Raw genomic sequence first — 18,010 nt, forward strand, 5'->3', positions numbered from 1 at the left:
CTTAAAGAGTATATTGACTTGATTCTATCATTATGGAACGAATTTCATTTACTATTTTTTTAACCTTGTTGCTGTTCTCTTGTAACAGTAACAAGCAAGATAAGTTCGATACATTTAAGACATTGACGGATATGATGAGTAATAACTTGCCAAACGCAAATTATACTATTTCAATACCTGCAGACTATACGATTGTTGAGAGTCGAGCTGGAGACTTTTCAGTATACTATATAAAACGAAAAAATTCAGCGAATAAATCAGGATTTAATGCCACTATGTATATAGGAAATCATCCATCAAAATTTCCAGTTGTAGAAAAATGCAAACTGAATAATAAAAACTCAATTATATTACAGAATAATGTACTTTGGGAAATTTATAGTTGCAAGGATGATTTTTTTACACAGACGTTTTCAAAAAATAAATTTAATCATGGATGGGATCAAATGATCCACGCGGCAGGCCGTTCAAAATCAAGGGCAGGAGTTGATACGATTCTCTATATTTTTTCAACATTAAAACCGAAAAAGTAACCAAAAACGGCCGGGCAATTTGCCCGGCCGTTGTCTTGTATCTTGATTTCTTTTTGTTAAATTATTTACACAGTCAGCTTTTTATACTTAATCCTTTTAGGAGCAGCATCGCCAACGCGTTTCTTGTAATTTTCTTCATAGTCGCTGTAGTTACCTTCAAAGAAATAAACCTGAGAATTCCCTTCAAACGCCAAGATGTGGGTACAAACCCTGTCGAGGAACCAGCGGTCGTGGCTGATGATAACGGCACAGCCGCCAAAGTTTTCAAGGGCTTCTTCCAGGGCTCGTAAGGTATTTACGTCGATATCATTGGTTGGCTCATCCAGCAGCAACACGTTCGATCCTTTTTTCAGCGTAATGGCCAGGTGCACACGGTTGCGCTCTCCACCAGATAATACGCCAACTTTCTTCTGCTGATCCGCACCGTTAAAGTTGAATTTGGATACATAAGCGCGCGAGTTAAGCGGGCGGTTACCCACCATAATATTATCTAACCCATCGGTTACATTTTCCCAAACAGATTTATTCGGGTCAAGGTCGTCATGCATCTGGTCAACATAGCCAAGCGCAACAGTTTCGCCTACACGGAAGTCGCCAGCGTCCGGTTTATCCTGACCTGTAATTAAACGGAACAGGGTAGTTTTACCGGCACCATTTGGCCCTACAATACCCACTATGCCGGCAGGCGGCAAACTAAAGTTCAAATTCTCGAACAATACTTTATCACCATAAGCCTTGGTAACGTTATTGGCTTCAATAACCACATTACCCAAACGCGGCCCCGGCGGAATAAACAGCTCCAGCTTTTCTTCGCGTTCCTTAGTTTCTTCAGAGGCTAATTTGTCATAGTTTGATAAACGCGCTTTTGATTTGGCATGGCGGCCTTTTGCGCCCATGCGCACCCACTCCAACTCTCGCTCCAGCGTTTTCTGCCGTTTGCTTTCGCTTTTCTCTTCTTGTGCAAGACGTTTTGATTTTTGATCAAGCCATGATGAGTAATTACCTTTCCAAGGCAGGCCCTCGCCCCTGTCAAGTTCCAGAATCCAGCCTGCAACGTTGTCAAGGAAATACCTATCGTGCGTTACAGCTATAACGGTACCCTTGTATTGTTTAAGATGCTGCTCCAACCAGTCGATAGATTCGGCATCCAGGTGGTTGGTAGGCTCGTCAAGCAGTAAAACGTCCGGCTCTTGCAACAGCAAGCGGCATAAGGCCACGCGGCGGCGCTCCCCTCCCGATAATACTGAAATTTTGGTATCGGGCTCGGGGCAACGCAATGCATCCATTGCACGTTCCAGTTTGGTATCAAGTTCCCAGGCGTTTACAGCATCAATCTGATCCTGCAGCTCGCCCTGGCGGGCCATCAGCTTATCCATTTTGTCTGCATCGCTGTAATATTCCTCAAGGCCAAACTTCTCGTTGATATCTTCGTATTCTTTTAAAAGAGCTGTAGTAGCGGCAACGCCTTCTTCAACTATCTCTTTAACTGTTTTTTCCGGATCAAGCTCGGGCTCCTGGCTTAGATAGCCTACCGAATAACCCGGTGAAAAAACAACCTCGCCAATGTTAGTTTTATCGATACCGGCAATGATCTTTAACAATGATGACTTACCAGATCCGTTTAAACCTATAACGCCAATTTTAGCGCCGTAAAAAAACGACAGGTATATATTTTTAAGTACTGTTTTTTGTGGCGGGTAAACTTTGCTTACGCCAGCCATTGAAAATATTATTTTTTCGTCAGCCATGTGGTTCAAAAATTATGTTGCAAATATCTATTAAAAGGACAATTAATGCACTATGTTTTTAACATATGCTACCATCTTAATTGCTATTTTGCACAATGCTCCGCACCATAAAATTCATACTCAATCATCCATTTACCAAGGGGCATAAGCTGCAGGCAATATTGGGGTTTGTTAAGTGGCAAATAACATCAAGAATAACAAAAAGGCCTGCTGTATATCAGTTTACGAAAAACAGTAAGCTTTGGGTATGGAAAGGCCTTACCGGTGCCACCGGAAATATTTACTGCGGCTTACATGAATTTGAAGACATGGCATTTTTGCTGCACTTTTTACGGCCGGGTGACTGGTTTACCGACGTGGGGGCTAATATTGGAAGCTACACCATATTGGCATCAGGAGAAGCCGGCGCAAATTCGATAGCGGTTGAACCAGTTCCTGCCACATTCTCAAACCTGCAGCATAATATCAACTTAAATGAGCTTGCCATTAAGGTAAAAGCTCTTAATATAGGCTTGGGGAGCAAAAAGGATATTTTAAGATTTACCAAAGGGCATGATACAGGTAATCATGTGGCTAATGACAACGATACCGACATCATAGAAGTGCCGATTGATACGCTCGATAACATCATGACAGACAATGCGCCAATTTTGATAAAGATAGATGTTGAAGGATTTGAAACCGAGGTTTTAAATGGAGCAAAAAAAACACTGGCATCTGCCAAATTAAAAGCAATTATTATTGAGCTAAATGGCGCAGGCCGCCGTTATGGTTTTGAAGATGCTAAGATACATACTATGCTATTAGACCATGGCTTTAAGCCCATGCGATATTTGCCCTTTAAACGGCGGCTTGAGACCGGCAGCCTCAACACCGAGCATAACACACTATATATACGCGATTTAGCCTTTGTTGAGAAGAGGCTTATAACAGCAAAAACCGTTTATATCAAACATCGCCCGCTTTAGGTACCAATTTTAACAGAGTGTTCACAAGTTTTCATGATATTTTCACGGGTTGCTTTGTATCTTACAATATAAATCGTTTGATTTATTTTATTCGTATATCAATTACGGCGCAAAAACCGGGCTATGCCGTATTGTCATAGTTAGTGACTAATTGCCTGTTAGGGCAGGCCAATTTAAAATAGCTTAATACTATTAAACTATTTTGCAGACGAGGTATCAAATAGACTATAGATTACGTTTTTATACTTACAATCAAGGGTTTTAATAAAGATTTAAAAACAAATTACCAGGCGTTCAATTATTCTTTGGGTAGGCATTCATCATTAAATTGTCTGATTGCATCAAGGTTAAGAAACTGGCAATATTGTTGATAATTGTTTAACATCGTCTTGACAGATAAAAACAAATATTTAGATTAGGGACGATCAATTAATCAGAAAGGTATATATGGAAGCTAAATTTTCGCCGAGGGTTAAAGATGTGATACAGTACAGCAGGGAAGAGGCGTTGCGCCTTGGCCACGATTACATTGGTACTGAGCATCTTTTGCTTGGCCTTATCCGTGACGGAGATGGCGTGGCAATTAAATTATTAAAAGGGCTAACCGTTGATACCGCTAAACTACGCCGTGCTGTTGAGGATGCTGTAAAAGGAACAATAGGCACTAATGTACATATAGGCAGTATCCCGTTAACCAAACAGGCCGAAAAAGTATTAAAGATCACTTACCTTGAAGCCAAAATATTTAAAAGTGACGTGATAGGCACGGAGCATTTGCTGCTGTCTATCCTTCGCGATGAAGACAACATCGCTTCACAAATACTAATGCAGTTTAATGTAAACTACGAGGTATTTAAAAGCGAAGTTGAATCGAATAAACACGATGTTACCGACGAAATGCCGGGATCATCAACAGGTGGAGATGACGACTTTAAAGATGATGACTCATTTACGCAACCTAAAAAGGTATCTGACATTAAATCAAAGACACCTGTACTTGACAACTTTGGCCGCGATTTAACGAAAGCTGCCGAAGATGGTAAGCTTGACCCGATTGTTGGCCGTGAGAAAGAGATTGAGCGTGTATCGCAAATCTTATCGCGCCGTAAAAAGAACAATCCTATTTTGATAGGTGAACCTGGGGTTGGTAAAAGTGCCATTGCCGAGGGTTTGGCGCTGCGCATTGTTCAACGCAAGGTATCTCGTGTATTGTTCAATAAACGTGTAGTTACTTTAGATCTGGCCTCTTTGGTTGCAGGTACTAAATACCGCGGCCAGTTCGAGGAGCGTATGAAAGCGGTAATGAATGAGTTGGAGAAATCTCCGGATGTTATCCTGTTTATCGATGAGATCCACACTATTGTAGGTGCGGGTGGTGCTTCGGGCTCGCTGGATGCATCAAACATGTTTAAACCGGCTCTTGCCCGTGGAGAAATTCAATGCATTGGCGCAACCACTCTTGATGAGTATCGCCAGTATATCGAAAAAGACGGCGCGTTGGATCGTCGTTTCCAAAAGGTAATGGTTGAGCCTGCTACTCCTGATGAGACAGTAGAAATACTTAACCGCATTAAGGAGAAATACGAGGAACACCACGGTGTTACTTACACACCTGAAGCTGTTAATGCTTGCGTTACTTTGACCACCCGCTACATTACCGACAGGTTTTTACCGGACAAGGCGATAGATGCGCTTGATGAAGCCGGCTCACGTGTGCACCTGACTAACATCCATGTTCCACAGGAAATTTTGGATATCGAGCAAAAAATCGAGCAGATCAAAATCGAGAAGAACAAAGTGGTTCGCAGCCAGAAATACGAAGAAGCTGCAAAACTACGCGATACAGAGAAACATTTGCTTGAAGAACTTGAGCAGGCCAAGGCGGCGTGGGAAGCTGAAACAAAATCTAAACGTTATACTGTAACCGAAGATAACGTTGCCGAAGTTGTTGCCATGATGACAGGTATACCTGTACAACGTGTTGGCCAGGCCGATAGTGCAAAACTATTGGGCATGACAGATACCATCAGTGGTAAAATCATCGGTCAGGATGATGCCATCAAAAAGCTTACACGCGCTATACAACGTACTCGTGCAGGCTTAAAAGATCCTAAAAAACCAATCGGATCATTCATATTCCTGGGGCCTACCGGTGTCGGTAAAACCGAGCTTGCCAAAGAGCTTGCCCGCTTTATGTTTGATACCGAGGATGCGCTTATACAGATAGATATGAGCGAGTATATGGAAAAATTTGCTGTATCGCGTTTAGTAGGTGCGCCTCCGGGCTACGTTGGTTACGAAGAAGGTGGTCAACTTACCGAAAAGGTACGCCGCAAACCATATGCAGTAGTGTTGCTTGACGAGATTGAAAAAGCACATCCTGATGTATTTAATATACTGTTACAAGTGCTTGATGAAGGCCAATTAACTGATTCGCTTGGTCGTAAGGTCGATTTCAGGAACACCATCATTATTATGACATCAAACATTGGTGCACGCCAGTTGAAAGATTTTGGACAAGGTGTAGGTTTCACAACCAATGCAAAAACCACCCAAGCAGAAGCGCACTCACGCGGTGTGATTGAAAATGCTTTGAAACGTGCTTTTGCCCCTGAGTTCCTGAACCGTATCGACGATGTTATCGTGTTCAACTCGTTAGGTAAAGACGAGATCTTCAAGATCATAGATATTGAATTGGCTTCATTATTTGGCCGTATCAACAGCTTAGGTTACACTATTGAGTTAACTACCGAAGCCAAAGAATTTATTGCCGACAAAGGTTACGATTCGCAATTTGGTGCAAGGCCGCTTAAACGCGCCATCCAGAAATACCTGGAAGACCCAATTGCCGAAGAAATACTCAAAGGCGAACTTACCGAAGGCGATATTTTAGTTGTTGACTTTAATAAGGAAACAAGTGAGATAACGGTATCTTCAAGAAAAAATGAAGACAAAAAAACTGAGGAAGAAGAACAGAAATAATTTTCTGCAGTAAATATCAAAAAGCCCTGTTTGCATTGCAAGCAGGGCTTTTGTTTTGTAATAATGCTTACTACTTTTCCTCGGTTGGTACAAAGTCTATAGGTAACTGATCGCCCACTCGCAAGGTTCCCCACCTGTAATTAAACAATACGCTTTCCGGGTTTAGCAAAACGCCATTATCATCAAAGAATGCATTTGGTTGCAACAGCTCGATTTTCCCAACATTTTCACCAGGCTCCCGCCAAACTGGTGCTCCGTTTTTATCAAAAGTAACTGCGGTATACCAAATGTATAATGGGATGTTGTTAGTCAGCATGTATATGCCAGGCATTTTTGTACGTTTAGCAAACGTATAGGCACTTGCCGTATCCTGCGCCACAACGTAAATTTTCTGACCAGGCTTTAATCGCCTGTCCGACCTTACAATAATAAAATCGTCGTTTAGTTTATTAGCTACAAGATCTCTAAAGAATTGCATAGGAGAGCCCTTGTACACGGCATTCCTTTTTTTTCTCCATTTACTTTGCTGCCGCGGTGTACCCTCCATTTCTTCATAAAGTGCGGTGCCCTCATAAAATACACGCCTATTTTTATAATTCACTATGCAGGTTTTTAGATAGTATTTTACTTTATAACCCAACGCTTTGTTTTCGAGCTCTATATAGTCTGGCCCGCTATCGGCTGTAAGCATTTTAGTCTCGGGGTCATAATCAATATTTACCACATCGGGATTTATTATAATTGTTTGGCGAGCAAGATCCGATGTTCCTAAAAATTCCTTTTTAAACTCATTAAAATATTTTTCGCGGTTGAAGTTAGGCCTGATTTTTACTTCACTTAGGGCAATTGTTTTGGGTAACAGCTTGATATCACCTAATGCTATTGCATCATTGGTAACCATTACTGTTTTTTTGTAACCCTCGAAACCAACTATAGTCACTACAAGGTCGTACTGCCCTGACTTCACGTTATTGAGGGTGAACCGCCCCTGTTCGTCTGTTTTATCCCCCACTGTGGCATTGCTTAAAAAAACACTGGCGCTAACTAAAGGCGTATTGTCTATTCCATTAACCACACGGCCTTTAATTTTGACCTGGGCAAGTAGCCCTAACGGGAACAATACCAAAAGCAGAATAAAGCGTTTCATGTAAGGAAGGTATCAGTAGAAATAAATATAAACTATTCGGTTAGTTTGTTAAACCTTTTTGTAAAACTTTCGTCTTTATTAATATAAACAACAAACCTCCATCGCTGCGTTGCGATGTATCAATTCTTTAAACCACCAGTAAATGAAAAAACTCTTATCTATCCTATGTATTGCGGTTATCGGGCTTACTGCCTCATCATGCAAGAAAGAAACTATTGTAGCGCCAAATAACAATCAAACCATCATCCAATCAGTTAATTCAAGCGCCTGGGTTAGTACCGATGGCGGTGCAACCTATGCTGTTGATTTAGACGTTCCTGAAATTGATAGCTACGCTAATGACAATTATGCTATTTTAGTATACATATCTTTTACAAACGGCGTGTGGGAACAAGTACCTGAAGTTTACCAGGGCAATGCCTTTAGCTTTACACACAACCCTGGCTTTGTATCACTTTATGCGCAACGTGCTGACGGTGCACAGGCTGCCACCCGGCCAGACAATATGCAGGTAAAGATTGTATTGGTAGATTCACAGCCGTAACAATATGATGTTGTTATAACAAAAAAAGGTCGTCTTGATATCAAGGCGACCTTTTTTGTTTATATAATAATCCTTATTTCTCCATTTGCTCGATAACGGCCTGGGTAACGCCGGTGAAAGAAAAACCACCGTCGTGAAACAGATTTTGCATAGTAACCATGCGGGTAAGATCGCTAAACAGGCTAACACAATAATCGGCACACTGGTCGGCATTGGCATTGCCAAGCGGGCTCATTTTTTCTGCGTAGTTTATAAATCCGTCAAAGCCCTTTACGCCGCTGCCCGCAGTGGTACGCGTAGGTGACTGTGATACGGTATTGATACGCACGTTCTTTTTAACACCATACTGGTATCCAAAATTACGTGCAATACTTTCCAGATAAGCCTTGTTATCGGCCATATCGTTATAGTCCGGAAATACACGCTGGGCAGCAATGTACGTTAGTGCCAATACAGATCCCCACTCGTTGATTGCATCCATTTTCATGGCAGCCTGCAAAACGCGGTGAAAACTAAGTGCAGATATATCTAAACCTTTGTGAGTGAAGTCATAGTTATTATCGGTGTAAGCAATGCCTTTGCGCACATTAAGACTCATGCCTATCGAGTGCAGGATAAAATCAACACCGCCGCCAAAATGCTCCATTGATTTTGTGATCAGGTTGTTGATATCATCAGTACTGGTAACGTCGGCAGGGATAACCGGTGCGTTGCATTCTTCGGCAAGCTTATTAAGCTCGCCCATGCGCAATGCCAGCGGTGAATTGGTTAAAACTATTTCGGCACCTTCGGCTACACAACGCTGTGCTACCTTCCAGGCAATAGATTGCTCATTTAAAGCACCGAATATGATGCCTTTTTTTCCCTTTAATAAATTGTAAGCCATTTATTTTACGTTTGGTTTTAATGTGGCAAAGTTATAAAATAAGTTTACAGTTTGCAGCGGGTAGTTTTGCAGATAAGATACTGTTAGGCATTTAACAACTCACGTGCATTTTGTATTGCACTTTCGCCTGGCTTATCTCCGCTTAACATTTTAGCTATCTCAAGTACACGCTCGTCGTTATTAAGCTTCTTAATACGGGTATAAGTAGTTTTAGCGCTGTCGTCTTTGTATACAAAATAATGGCTGTTACCCTTGCCGGCAATTTGCGGCAGGTGGGTTATGGTAATTACCTGCAGGTTTTGCGACAAGCGCTCCATTACCTGCCCTACTTTGTTGGCAACCTCTCCGCTTACACCGGTATCTATCTCATCAAAAATAATGGTAGGCAATGCTGTGTATTCTGCTATGATTGATTTAATGCTCAGCATCAGTCTGCTCAATTCTCCTCCCGATGCTACCTTGCTCATATCCGCAAGCGCATGACCCTTATTGGCCGAGAATATAAACCGAATAGTATCTATCCCATTTTTAGTAAGGTGGTCAGAAAGTCCGGAAGACCGTAAGTCCACAGATGGAGTTATCTTTCCGACTTCCTGACTTTCCGATTCTGCTACTATTTGCTCTATCTGCATGGCAGAATTACTCATGCCCATTTCGCTCAGGTTTGCCAATACTTTTTGTATGATAACGGGGATAGCCTTTTTCCTATTGGCCGATAGCTTCGCTGCAAGTTTTTCAAGCTCCTGCCTGGCAACACTGATTTGCCTATGCAACTTTTCAATCATATCATCGCCTGATGTAGCCTGAAGTATTTTTTCGGAAAGGTCATCCTGTATTGCAAGCAGTTCGGCATTTGTCGTAACGCGATGCTTTTTTTGCAGGTTGTATAACATACCAAGCCGTGTGCTGACTTCCTCGGCACGGGCCTCGTTTGTTTGGGTGCTCTGCTCGATCGTTTCAATCTCGGCCGCAATGTCCTTCAGTTCGATAAGCGTGCTCTTCAAACGTTCCTGCAATTCCTCAATTGTCGGGTTGTATTTTTCTATAGCCGATAATTGCTGTCCTGCTTCGCGTAGCTGCCCTATCGCAGCGGTCTCGCTCTCCTGCATCAAATAATTTGCATTCAGCAGGCTCCGTTTTATCTCCTCGGCGTTATTTAAAGTGTACAATTCCTTTTCAAGTAGTTCCTGCTCATCTGCTACAATAGCTGCCTTTTCCAACTCATCAAACTGAAACTGGTAATAATCCAGGTCGGCCTTGGCTTTATCATTTTGCTCAATCAGCTGCTGTAACTGTGTTTGCGACTTTTTGTAAGCCTTGTATTTTGTCTGGTAATTGTATAAAACATCGGCGTGGCCTGCAACGCCATCAACTACCATTAGTTGAAAGCCCGCATCGTTTATTTCGCGGGTTGCATGCTGCGAATGGATGTCTATCAAACGCTCACCAAGTTGCTTAAGGGTGGCTAGATTTACCGGCGTGTCATTTATAAAGGCACGCGATTTACCATCGGCAGAAATCTCTCTGCGCAGCACAGTTTCATCTTCGTAATCCAGATCATTATCCTCAAAAAAGTCGTTGAGCGGGAAGCCGGTTATTTTAAACAGTCCCTCAATAACACACTTCTTTTGCTGATTAAAAAAGTAACGGCTTTCTGCACGTTGTCCCAACAATAACGACAAGGCACCCAAGATAATAGACTTACCCGCGCCGGTTTCGCCCGTAAGTATATTCAATCCCTTATCAAAAACGATTTCGAGATTATCTATCAGCGCGTAATTTTGTATGGTTAGCTTTTGAAGCATAAAAAAAGTATCCCCTTTTATGAGGATACTAAATTACGGTTTTTCTTTTTTGCCTTAACGGGAAGACAAACTATTTAACTAATTTTTTTAGTTATTTTCGGTTTTTTCCGGTGCTTCTGCAGGTTCGGTTTTTTCCGGTTGTTCTGCTCTTTCGGGCACTTCATCCACCTCAACGTTGTCGCTATAAATACGGTACTGCTTTTTGTAGGCTGCTAACTTCTTTTTAAACTCCGGCGTATTCATGTAGGCGCGCAGTTTAAGGTTTGCCACCCTCATTTGTTCTTTAATAGCTTTAATTTGCTGGCTATTGCCATATTGATGCATTTGCATACCCAACTTGCGCATCTGCTCCTGCTGATCCTTAATAGCCGGATTGTTATAAACTTTGCGCATTTCATCGCCATACTGCCTCATTAATTCCTGCTGCTTTTTCAACTCCGGATCCTCAGTGTATTTGCGCATTTGCTGGCCCAGCTCCTTCATTTTGTCCTGCTGTGCCAATACATCTGCCGGTATATTCTTATTAAGCTCGGCCTGGTATGCTTTGTAATTTTCGCTTTGATATTCGTTCTTATTGTAATAAGTTTTTTCGGGAATATTATATTTTTTAGCGAGTTTGGCGTTCATATCTTTAAACTCTTTCGATTCGTAATATTTACTCATCACGTCGCCCGCTGCGGACATCTGTTTTCCCAGCTCTTCAATTTTACTGCCTTTGCCAGACCATGCCTTTTCATAGTCAGCCGCTGCTTTCTCTTGAGCCGCCGTTGCTTTCTTTACAGCATCGCTTTCATAAAACGCACTGATCTGTTTGCCTAAACGCTCCATGTCGGCAGTTTTGGCCTTAAAGTCGGCGCTTTCGTAATACTGGCTAATCAGTTCGCCCTGTTTTTCAATGTCCTTGCTTAGCCTGCTCAATTCAGGATCGTTCAGGCCTTCATAGGTCTGGCCAAATTGCTGTACCCTAACCGTTCTGCTGCGATTTTTTGCTGCAGCTTTTTTGGCAGCCGCAGTACCTTTATCACTTGTAACCACTTGGGTTGCTTTTTTTACCGGCACCGTATCGGTTTGCGTTACCAGTTGCTTAATAGCTGGTACAATTGCTTTTACAGATATGCGGCCCTGGGCAACCTCGGGTTTTAATATGGTAAGAGCACTTATACTTACGGTGAGTATCAGCATAGCCACTACTGTAGGCCGCACGCTTAATGTTTGTTTTTTAGTTTTCATGATACGTTCAATTCTGTTTAGTAAATGGTATTTTTTGCCAGTGACAGCCAGCGCTAACTGTAACGTATTTTGGCGGGTTTGCTCCAGCTTGTACAGGGCCTTCGCATATATAATGGGATTTTGCGTAGCATCCACAACCATATCGTCGCAGGCATTTTCGCGTTCCTCTCCAATTATCTTGTTAATAAGCAACACACAGGGGTTAAAGAAAAGTATAGCCGTAATAACCTGCTGTGCAAGGTTTACCAGGTAATCATTACGTTTAATATGGGCCAGCTCGTGCATTAGGATTGCTTCAATTTCATCGGCGTTAAGGTACGTAGCAAGGCTAAAAGGCAGCAATATTACCGGCTTTACGTATCCCGTAATGCAGGGCACATCAACTAACCTGCTCAGGCCTACTGTTACTTTCTTAGCAATTCCGAATTTTTTAGCGAAGCGGCTTATCTGCTGTTGCAATTGCACATCAAGGCTCATGGTTTGCTTTACAATACGGATTTGCCTGCGGGCAACTAAGGCCCGTGCCGAGTTAAACAACAATCCAAAGGTGTACAACACCGATATGTACGGCAGGTACTGCTGTATGCTATAATAATAGCGCATGCCTTGCTGATTAAGTTTGTGCACGTTGGCAGGTAAATCAATTAACACTTCGGTACCGCCTGCTGGCACAGTCGACCAATCATAAGCCTGCACCTCGTTTATAAGTGTTACAACAAACCAACCTGTTATACCAGCCAATGCAGTAACAGCAATCTTATACTTTTTTGAAGCAGATAAATCTCGTGCTGCGGTAAAAGTTATCCTCAACAAAAAATAAATAAGCAAAGCCTGCCATAACGAGTGTATAATGGTTATACCTATTACCTGGCTGATGTTGTAGAGTATTGCTGACATATTTTTTAAATTTCTAAATACTAATTGATAACTCCGGATCCTAAAACCAAAACTCTAAATCAGTCTACACCTATTAACTACTCGCTGATAACTGCCTACTGATGACTGACAACTGCTAACTAATCCTTACCCTCAAACTGATCAAGGAAACTCTTGATAGCATCGATCTCATCTTTTGAGGCCCGATGTTGCCCAAGTGCCTGTATAACCAAATCTGAAGTTGAGCCTTTAAATACAGTATTGATAATTTTATCTAAAGCTCCTTGTTGGGCTTGCTCTCGGGTTATCAACGCTTTGTATAAATGCGTTTTAGATGATGCATCGCGTTCCAACAACCCCTTTTCAAACATGATCTGCATCAGTTTTAAGGTGGTGGTATAACCTGCATCTTTGCTTTTAGTCAATTCATCATGTACTTCGCGCACGCTGCACTGCCCCTTTTTCCAAATAACCTGCAATATTTCTAATTCGCTTTCGGTCGGCTTAATATCCATCTGTAATTATGTATCTACGAAACTTGTCGTACAAATATGTACGATATATTTCGTAGATCAAAATTTTATTTAAATATTTTACAAAAAAGACGCAAGCAGCAGCAAAACGTTACGCCAAGGTCATTTATAATGCATTAGAAACAAGGATTAAGCTATACTGGTTATATTTGCACTGCACACAGGCAGCTATATATGGAAGTTTTTGTTTTAGGAGAAGGTTCGTACTCGGTAGATGTTACCAAGAAGTTTGTTCCGTTTAACCCAGAATTGGATAAACGTGCCGACAGGCCGGGCTCACTGTTTATTCATGTAAATCCTTTTTTGATTAAAACATCAACTGATCTGATTCTGCTGGACGCAGGGCTTGGTTATAAAGATACCCGCGACGAATTACTGCTGCACCAACATATCCGCAATGCAGGGTTCGACCCGGAAGATATTACGCTTGTGTTAATGAGCCACCTGCATTACGATCATTCGGGCGGCCTGGTAGTTGAGCGCAACGGTAAATTGGAGCCGAGCTTTCCTGCGGCAACGCACGTTATACAACGGCAGGAGTTTGAATTTGGCCTTAGCGGCAAGTCATCTTCATATCACCAGGAAATTTTTGAAACGCTGCAACAATCTGCAAAAATTGATTTTGTTGAGGGCGATGGCGAATATAAACCGGGTATCAGGTATGAATTATCTGGCGGGCATAGTAAATATCACCAGGTATTTTGGCTGGAAACAGAGGGCGAAAAAGTGTTTTTTGGCGGAGATGAACTGCCCGAGCCTGAGCAATTACTACGAAAATTCGTTGCTAAATATGATTACAACGGACACCGCGCGGCCGAATTGCGCATCCAATACGGTAAAACCGCTGCACAAGAGGGCTGGACCTGCCTGTTCTACCATGCCCGCATAACGGCAGTGGGCACAGTTAAATACACAGACGAGGCATTTACTGTTATCCCTACTTAATTTGCAGATAATTCAAAAAGCTCTTTTATTTTTTCCACATTAAGTGGTTTTGATACAAAATCTTTTACCAGCGGGTATGAGCGTGCCTTGTTTATATCATTACTGAACACAGATGATGAAATGATGTAGATTTTACTTTTGCCCAGCGGATCCAAATTCAACCGCTTGTACTCGTCCAAAAATTCCCAGCCGTTCATAATCGGCATGTTGATATCAAGAAGTATATAATCGGGCAACTTTGATGGATCTTTCTCCTGTATCTCAATCAGTTGCTCAATAGCAAACCTGCCGTTAAGGCAAGCCATTATATCAGTATTAATTAATGCCTTTTTGATAAGTTTAATAGAAATAAAGTTGTTTATTTCATCATCATCAACCAATAAAACACTTACTGTTTTGGTACTATTAGGGCTCATGCTTTTTTATACGTGTGCTTGAAATAAAAGGTTATATTCCCTTTGGTTGTAAATATAAGTTTTCAGTAATAAAACTCAAAAGTCGTTATAAATTCACCTCTTAAACAATGTAACACATTTTGTAGTAGAAACTACTATGCATTTTGGTCATTTTTTTTTAAGCGATGTTAATCCAACTTTAGATAAGGGCTACATATTTATGTAAACAAAGCTAGGCCCCATATCGGGGCCTTTGCTATGTTTAGTTATCGGTTTACTCAGGTACCGTATTCTGGTGTGGTTACTTCGCTTTCTTCAAACTCATAGTCGGTAAGCGGCGGGCATGAACAAATCAACGTACGATCGCCGTAGGTATCATTAACCCTGCCTACTGATGGCCAGAATTTATATTGCGCCACATACGGCAGCGGGAAAGCTGCTTTTTGGCGGGTGTAAGCATGCTCCCATTCGTTGCCGGTAATTACGGCAGCGGTGTGAGGTGCGTTTTTAAGCGGGTTATCGGCTTTGTTGCTTAGTCCGCTTTCTACATCAGCAATTTCGTGGCGGATAGAGATCATAGCATCGCAGAAGCGGTCAAGCTCGTGCTTAGGTTCCGACTCGGTAGGCTCAACCATCACGGTACCCGCAACCGGGAAAGATACGGTTGGTGCATGGAAACCATAATCCATCAAACGTTTTGCTATGTCAGTAACTTCGATGCCGAATGATTTAAACGAGCGGCAATCCAATATCATTTCGTGTGCGCAACGGCCTTTCGATCCGCTGTAAAGCACCGGATAATGGCTCTCTAAACGTGCCTTGATGTAATTAGCGTTCAGGATAGCGTATTTGGTTGCGTTAGTTAATCCGTCACCACCCATCATGGCGATGTAAGCGTGAGAGATGATTAGGATAGACGCAGAGCCCCATGGCGCAGCAGATACTGCGTGGATCGCCTTACCATTATCAATATCAACCACCGCATGGCCCGGAAGGTACGGAACAAGGTGTTTTGCAACACCGATAGGACCCATACCAGGACCACCGCCACCGTGAGGTATACAGAATGTTTTATGCAAGTTAAGGTGGCAAACATCGGCACCTATATTAGCCGGGCTTGTTAAACCAACCTGGGCATTCATGTTGGCACCGTCCATATAAACCTGGCCGCCGTTGTCATGAATTATCTGGCAAACTTCAATGATTGACTCTTCAAACACACCGTGGGTAGATGGATAAGTTACCATCAGGCACGAAAGGTCATTTTTGTATTGCTCGGCTTTTGCTTTAAGATCCGCTACATCAATGTTACCGTTATCATCACATTTAACAACAACTATTTTCATACCGGCCATAGCTGCAGAAGCAGGGTTGGTACCGTGTGCCGATGCAGGGATGAGTGCTACGTTACGGTGTGCATCGCCCCTATCGTTGTGATAAGCGCGGATAACCATTAAACCTGCATATTCGCCCTGTGCACCTGCGTTTGGCTGCAGGCTCATGGCTGCAAAACCGGTAATTTCGCTAAGCCAATTGTTCAATTCATCAAACACCTGCATGTAGCCGCCTACCTGGTCGGTTGGTGCAAAAGGGTGCATTTTGCTAAACTCCGGCCAAGTTACAGGAACCATCTCGGTTGTAGCATTAAGTTTCATGGTACATGAGCCCAAAGCAATCATCGAGTGGCAAAGCGAAAGATCTTTTGCCTCTAATGATTTGATATAACGCAACATCTCATGTTCTGAGTGGTGCGAATTAAATATTGCGTGTGTAAGGTAATCTGACGTACGTTGTAAAGCTGCCGGTATAACTCCAGAAACATCGTTTCTTAAGCCATCAAAATTTGCATCGGCAAGTGTTTTACCTTTAACCTTAGCAAAAAAGCGCACCATTGTTTTAATATCTTCTGGCGATGTAGTTTCATCAACAGAAATAGTAACCACGCTCCCGCTGAAGTTAAGATTGCTCTCGTTGTTCAGCGCCTCAGATTTTACCGGGCCTGCCAGCTCGCCAACATCAAACTTAATAGTATCAAAGTAAGTAGTGTTAAGCTGCTCGTAACCAAGTTCGTTAAGTGCCGATGCCAAAAGCACGGTTAAACCGTGTATGCGTTCAGCAATCAATTTTAAGCCTTGCGGGCCATGGTACACCGCATACATACCAGCCATAATAGCCAGCAATGCCTGCGCGGTGCAAATATTTGATGTTGCTTTATCCCTGCGGATGTGCTGCTCACGTGTTTGGAGCGCCATACGCAGCGCATAATTACCGGCACTGTCAATAGTAACGCCAATTATACGGCCCGGGATAGAGCGTTTATATTCCTCTTTGGTTGCAAAAAATGCAGCATGCGGCCCGCCAAAACCCATAGGTATACCAAAGCGTTGAGATGTACCTACAACAATGTCGGCACCCCACTCGCCCGGAGGCGTTAACAGCACAAGGCTCATCAAATCGGCCACTACCGTAAGCTTGATGTTTTTTGCATGCAATGCCGCTGCAAAATCAGTATAGTTGTAAACCTCGCCATGGCCTGCAGGGTACTGCACCATAGCGCCAAACATATCAACATTAAGCTGAGCTGTACGGTGGTCGCCAATTTCTAATTTAATGCCGTAAGGTTCGCTGCGTGTTTTAAGGATATCGATTGTTTGCGGGAACACTTCCTCGCTCACAAAAAATACATTTGCCTTTGGATTTTTGCGGAGGCTGTATTGCATAAACATAGCCTCGGCTGCTGCGGTACCTTCATCAAGTAACGATGCATTTGCAATTTCCATCCCGGTAAGGTCAATCACCATGGTTTGGAAGTTTAGGAGCGCCTGTAAACGGCCCTGGGCAATCTCGGCCTGGTAAGGAGTATATTGCGTGTACCAGCCAGGGTTTTCAAGAATATTACGCTGAATTACACCCGGCACTATAACATCATAGTAGCCCTGGCCAATGTATGATTTAAAAACTTTGTTTTTTGAAGCTGCCTGCTTCAGGGTATTTAAATAATCAAACTCACTTTTCGCGGCGGGCAAATTAAGCGTATTTTTAAGCCTGATCTGGTCAGGAACGGTTTGCGCTATCAATTCGTCGAGCGAATCAACACCGATTGTTTTCAACATTTTATCGGTATCTGCCTGGTTTGGCGCTATGTGCCTGTGCTGGAATTTTTCCTGATAATCTATGTTCAGCTTCATTGAGGATGGGTGCCTTAAAATTTACCGCAAAGGTACAAAAACCCAATCGAATAACAATTGAGTAATAGTATAGTGACATTGGTTTTACAGGGGTTATTGTACTCTTTCTTTAACAAGCACTCCCAAAGGTATATTGGTAATGTGCAAAGATTTAGTTAAATTAGGAGTATCAACTGGCTATGCTTTATCGCTTAATGTTATTGTTTGCATTTCTGGTGCCCTTATCTGCA

13 protein-coding genes are annotated in these 18,010 nt (G+C 42.5%); 5 read left to right on the forward strand and 8 right to left on the reverse strand.

Features of this window, described 5'->3' with window-relative positions:
• Positions 1-32 precede the first annotated feature (32 nt).
• Positions 33-533 carry a hypothetical protein gene (locus FPZ43_RS04645; protein ID WP_146380695.1) on the forward strand — a complete coding sequence of 167 codons (501 nt, stop codon included), beginning with the start codon at positions 33-35 and terminating at the stop codon, positions 531-533.
• 65 nt (positions 534-598) lie between these two features.
• Here FPZ43_RS04645 and ettA read toward each other — a convergent pair whose 3' ends face one another.
• Positions 599-2,281 (reverse strand): energy-dependent translational throttle protein EttA, encoded by a 1,683-nt coding sequence (gene ettA / locus FPZ43_RS04650; protein ID WP_146380696.1) that lies wholly within the window; start codon positions 2,279-2,281, stop codon positions 599-601.
• 95 nt (positions 2,282-2,376) lie between these two features.
• Here ettA and FPZ43_RS04655 point away from each other — a divergent pair, with 95 nt between their 5' ends.
• Complete coding sequence (locus FPZ43_RS04655; RefSeq protein WP_146380697.1) at positions 2,377-3,249, forward strand: FkbM family methyltransferase; 873 nt, start codon at positions 2,377-2,379, stop codon at positions 3,247-3,249.
• 447 nt (positions 3,250-3,696) lie between these two features.
• A complete protein-coding gene (locus FPZ43_RS04660; protein ID WP_146380698.1) occupies positions 3,697-6,231 on the forward strand; it encodes an ATP-dependent Clp protease ATP-binding subunit in 2,535 nt (844 codons plus the stop codon).
• A 70-nt stretch (positions 6,232-6,301) separates the two neighbouring features.
• On the opposite strand, the gene FPZ43_RS04665 is transcribed toward FPZ43_RS04660, so the two are convergent.
• Entirely contained in the window at positions 6,302-7,378 is a 1,077-nt protein-coding gene (locus FPZ43_RS04665) for a carboxypeptidase-like regulatory domain-containing protein (protein WP_146380699.1), read from the reverse strand.
• A 142-nt stretch (positions 7,379-7,520) separates the two neighbouring features.
• Between FPZ43_RS04665 and FPZ43_RS04670 the strand changes: the two genes are divergently transcribed.
• Entirely contained in the window at positions 7,521-7,922 is a 402-nt protein-coding gene (locus tag FPZ43_RS04670) for a hypothetical protein (protein WP_146380700.1), read from the forward strand.
• Between the two features lie 73 nt (positions 7,923-7,995).
• Here FPZ43_RS04670 and FPZ43_RS04675 read toward each other — a convergent pair whose 3' ends face one another.
• The 4 genes from FPZ43_RS04675 to FPZ43_RS04690 form a co-directional block, all read right to left on the reverse strand.
• Complete coding sequence (locus tag FPZ43_RS04675; RefSeq protein WP_146380701.1) at positions 7,996-8,808, reverse strand: enoyl-ACP reductase FabI; 813 nt, start codon at positions 8,806-8,808, stop codon at positions 7,996-7,998.
• 83 nt (positions 8,809-8,891) lie between these two features.
• The gene (recN, locus tag FPZ43_RS04680) at positions 8,892-10,613 is read right to left on the reverse strand and encodes a DNA repair protein RecN (protein WP_146380702.1); all 1,722 of its coding nucleotides are present in this window, start codon (positions 10,611-10,613) and stop codon (positions 8,892-8,894) included.
• An 87-nt stretch (positions 10,614-10,700) separates the two neighbouring features.
• Positions 10,701-12,740 carry a M56 family metallopeptidase gene (locus FPZ43_RS04685; RefSeq protein WP_146380703.1) on the reverse strand — a complete coding sequence of 680 codons (2,040 nt, stop codon included), beginning with the start codon at positions 12,738-12,740 and terminating at the stop codon, positions 10,701-10,703.
• Between the two features lie 119 nt (positions 12,741-12,859).
• On the reverse strand, positions 12,860-13,234 hold the full coding sequence (locus FPZ43_RS04690; protein WP_146380704.1) for a BlaI/MecI/CopY family transcriptional regulator: 375 nt from the start codon (positions 13,232-13,234) through the stop codon (positions 12,860-12,862).
• 192 nt (positions 13,235-13,426) lie between these two features.
• Between FPZ43_RS04690 and FPZ43_RS04695 the strand changes: the two genes are divergently transcribed.
• Positions 13,427-14,197, forward strand: a complete 771-nt coding sequence (locus FPZ43_RS04695; RefSeq protein WP_146380705.1) for an MBL fold metallo-hydrolase — start codon at positions 13,427-13,429, stop codon at positions 14,195-14,197.
• Here FPZ43_RS04695 and FPZ43_RS04700 read toward each other — a convergent pair.
• Both FPZ43_RS04700 and gcvP read right to left on the reverse strand, forming a co-directional pair.
• Positions 14,194-14,613 carry a response regulator gene (locus tag FPZ43_RS04700; RefSeq protein WP_146380706.1) on the reverse strand — a complete coding sequence of 140 codons (420 nt, stop codon included), beginning with the start codon at positions 14,611-14,613 and terminating at the stop codon, positions 14,194-14,196. The two genes, FPZ43_RS04695 and FPZ43_RS04700, sit on opposite strands and share 4 nt — an antisense overlap.
• 257 nt (positions 14,614-14,870) lie before the next feature.
• The gene (gene gcvP / locus FPZ43_RS04705) at positions 14,871-17,780 is read right to left on the reverse strand and encodes an aminomethyl-transferring glycine dehydrogenase (RefSeq protein ID WP_146380707.1); all 2,910 of its coding nucleotides are present in this window, start codon (positions 17,778-17,780) and stop codon (positions 14,871-14,873) included.
• Between the last annotated feature and the right edge of the window lie 230 nt (positions 17,781-18,010).

It is taken from the genome of Mucilaginibacter pallidiroseus, from assembly GCF_007846085.1.
In the GTDB taxonomy this organism is placed as follows: domain Bacteria; phylum Bacteroidota; class Bacteroidia; order Sphingobacteriales; family Sphingobacteriaceae; genus Mucilaginibacter; species Mucilaginibacter pallidiroseus.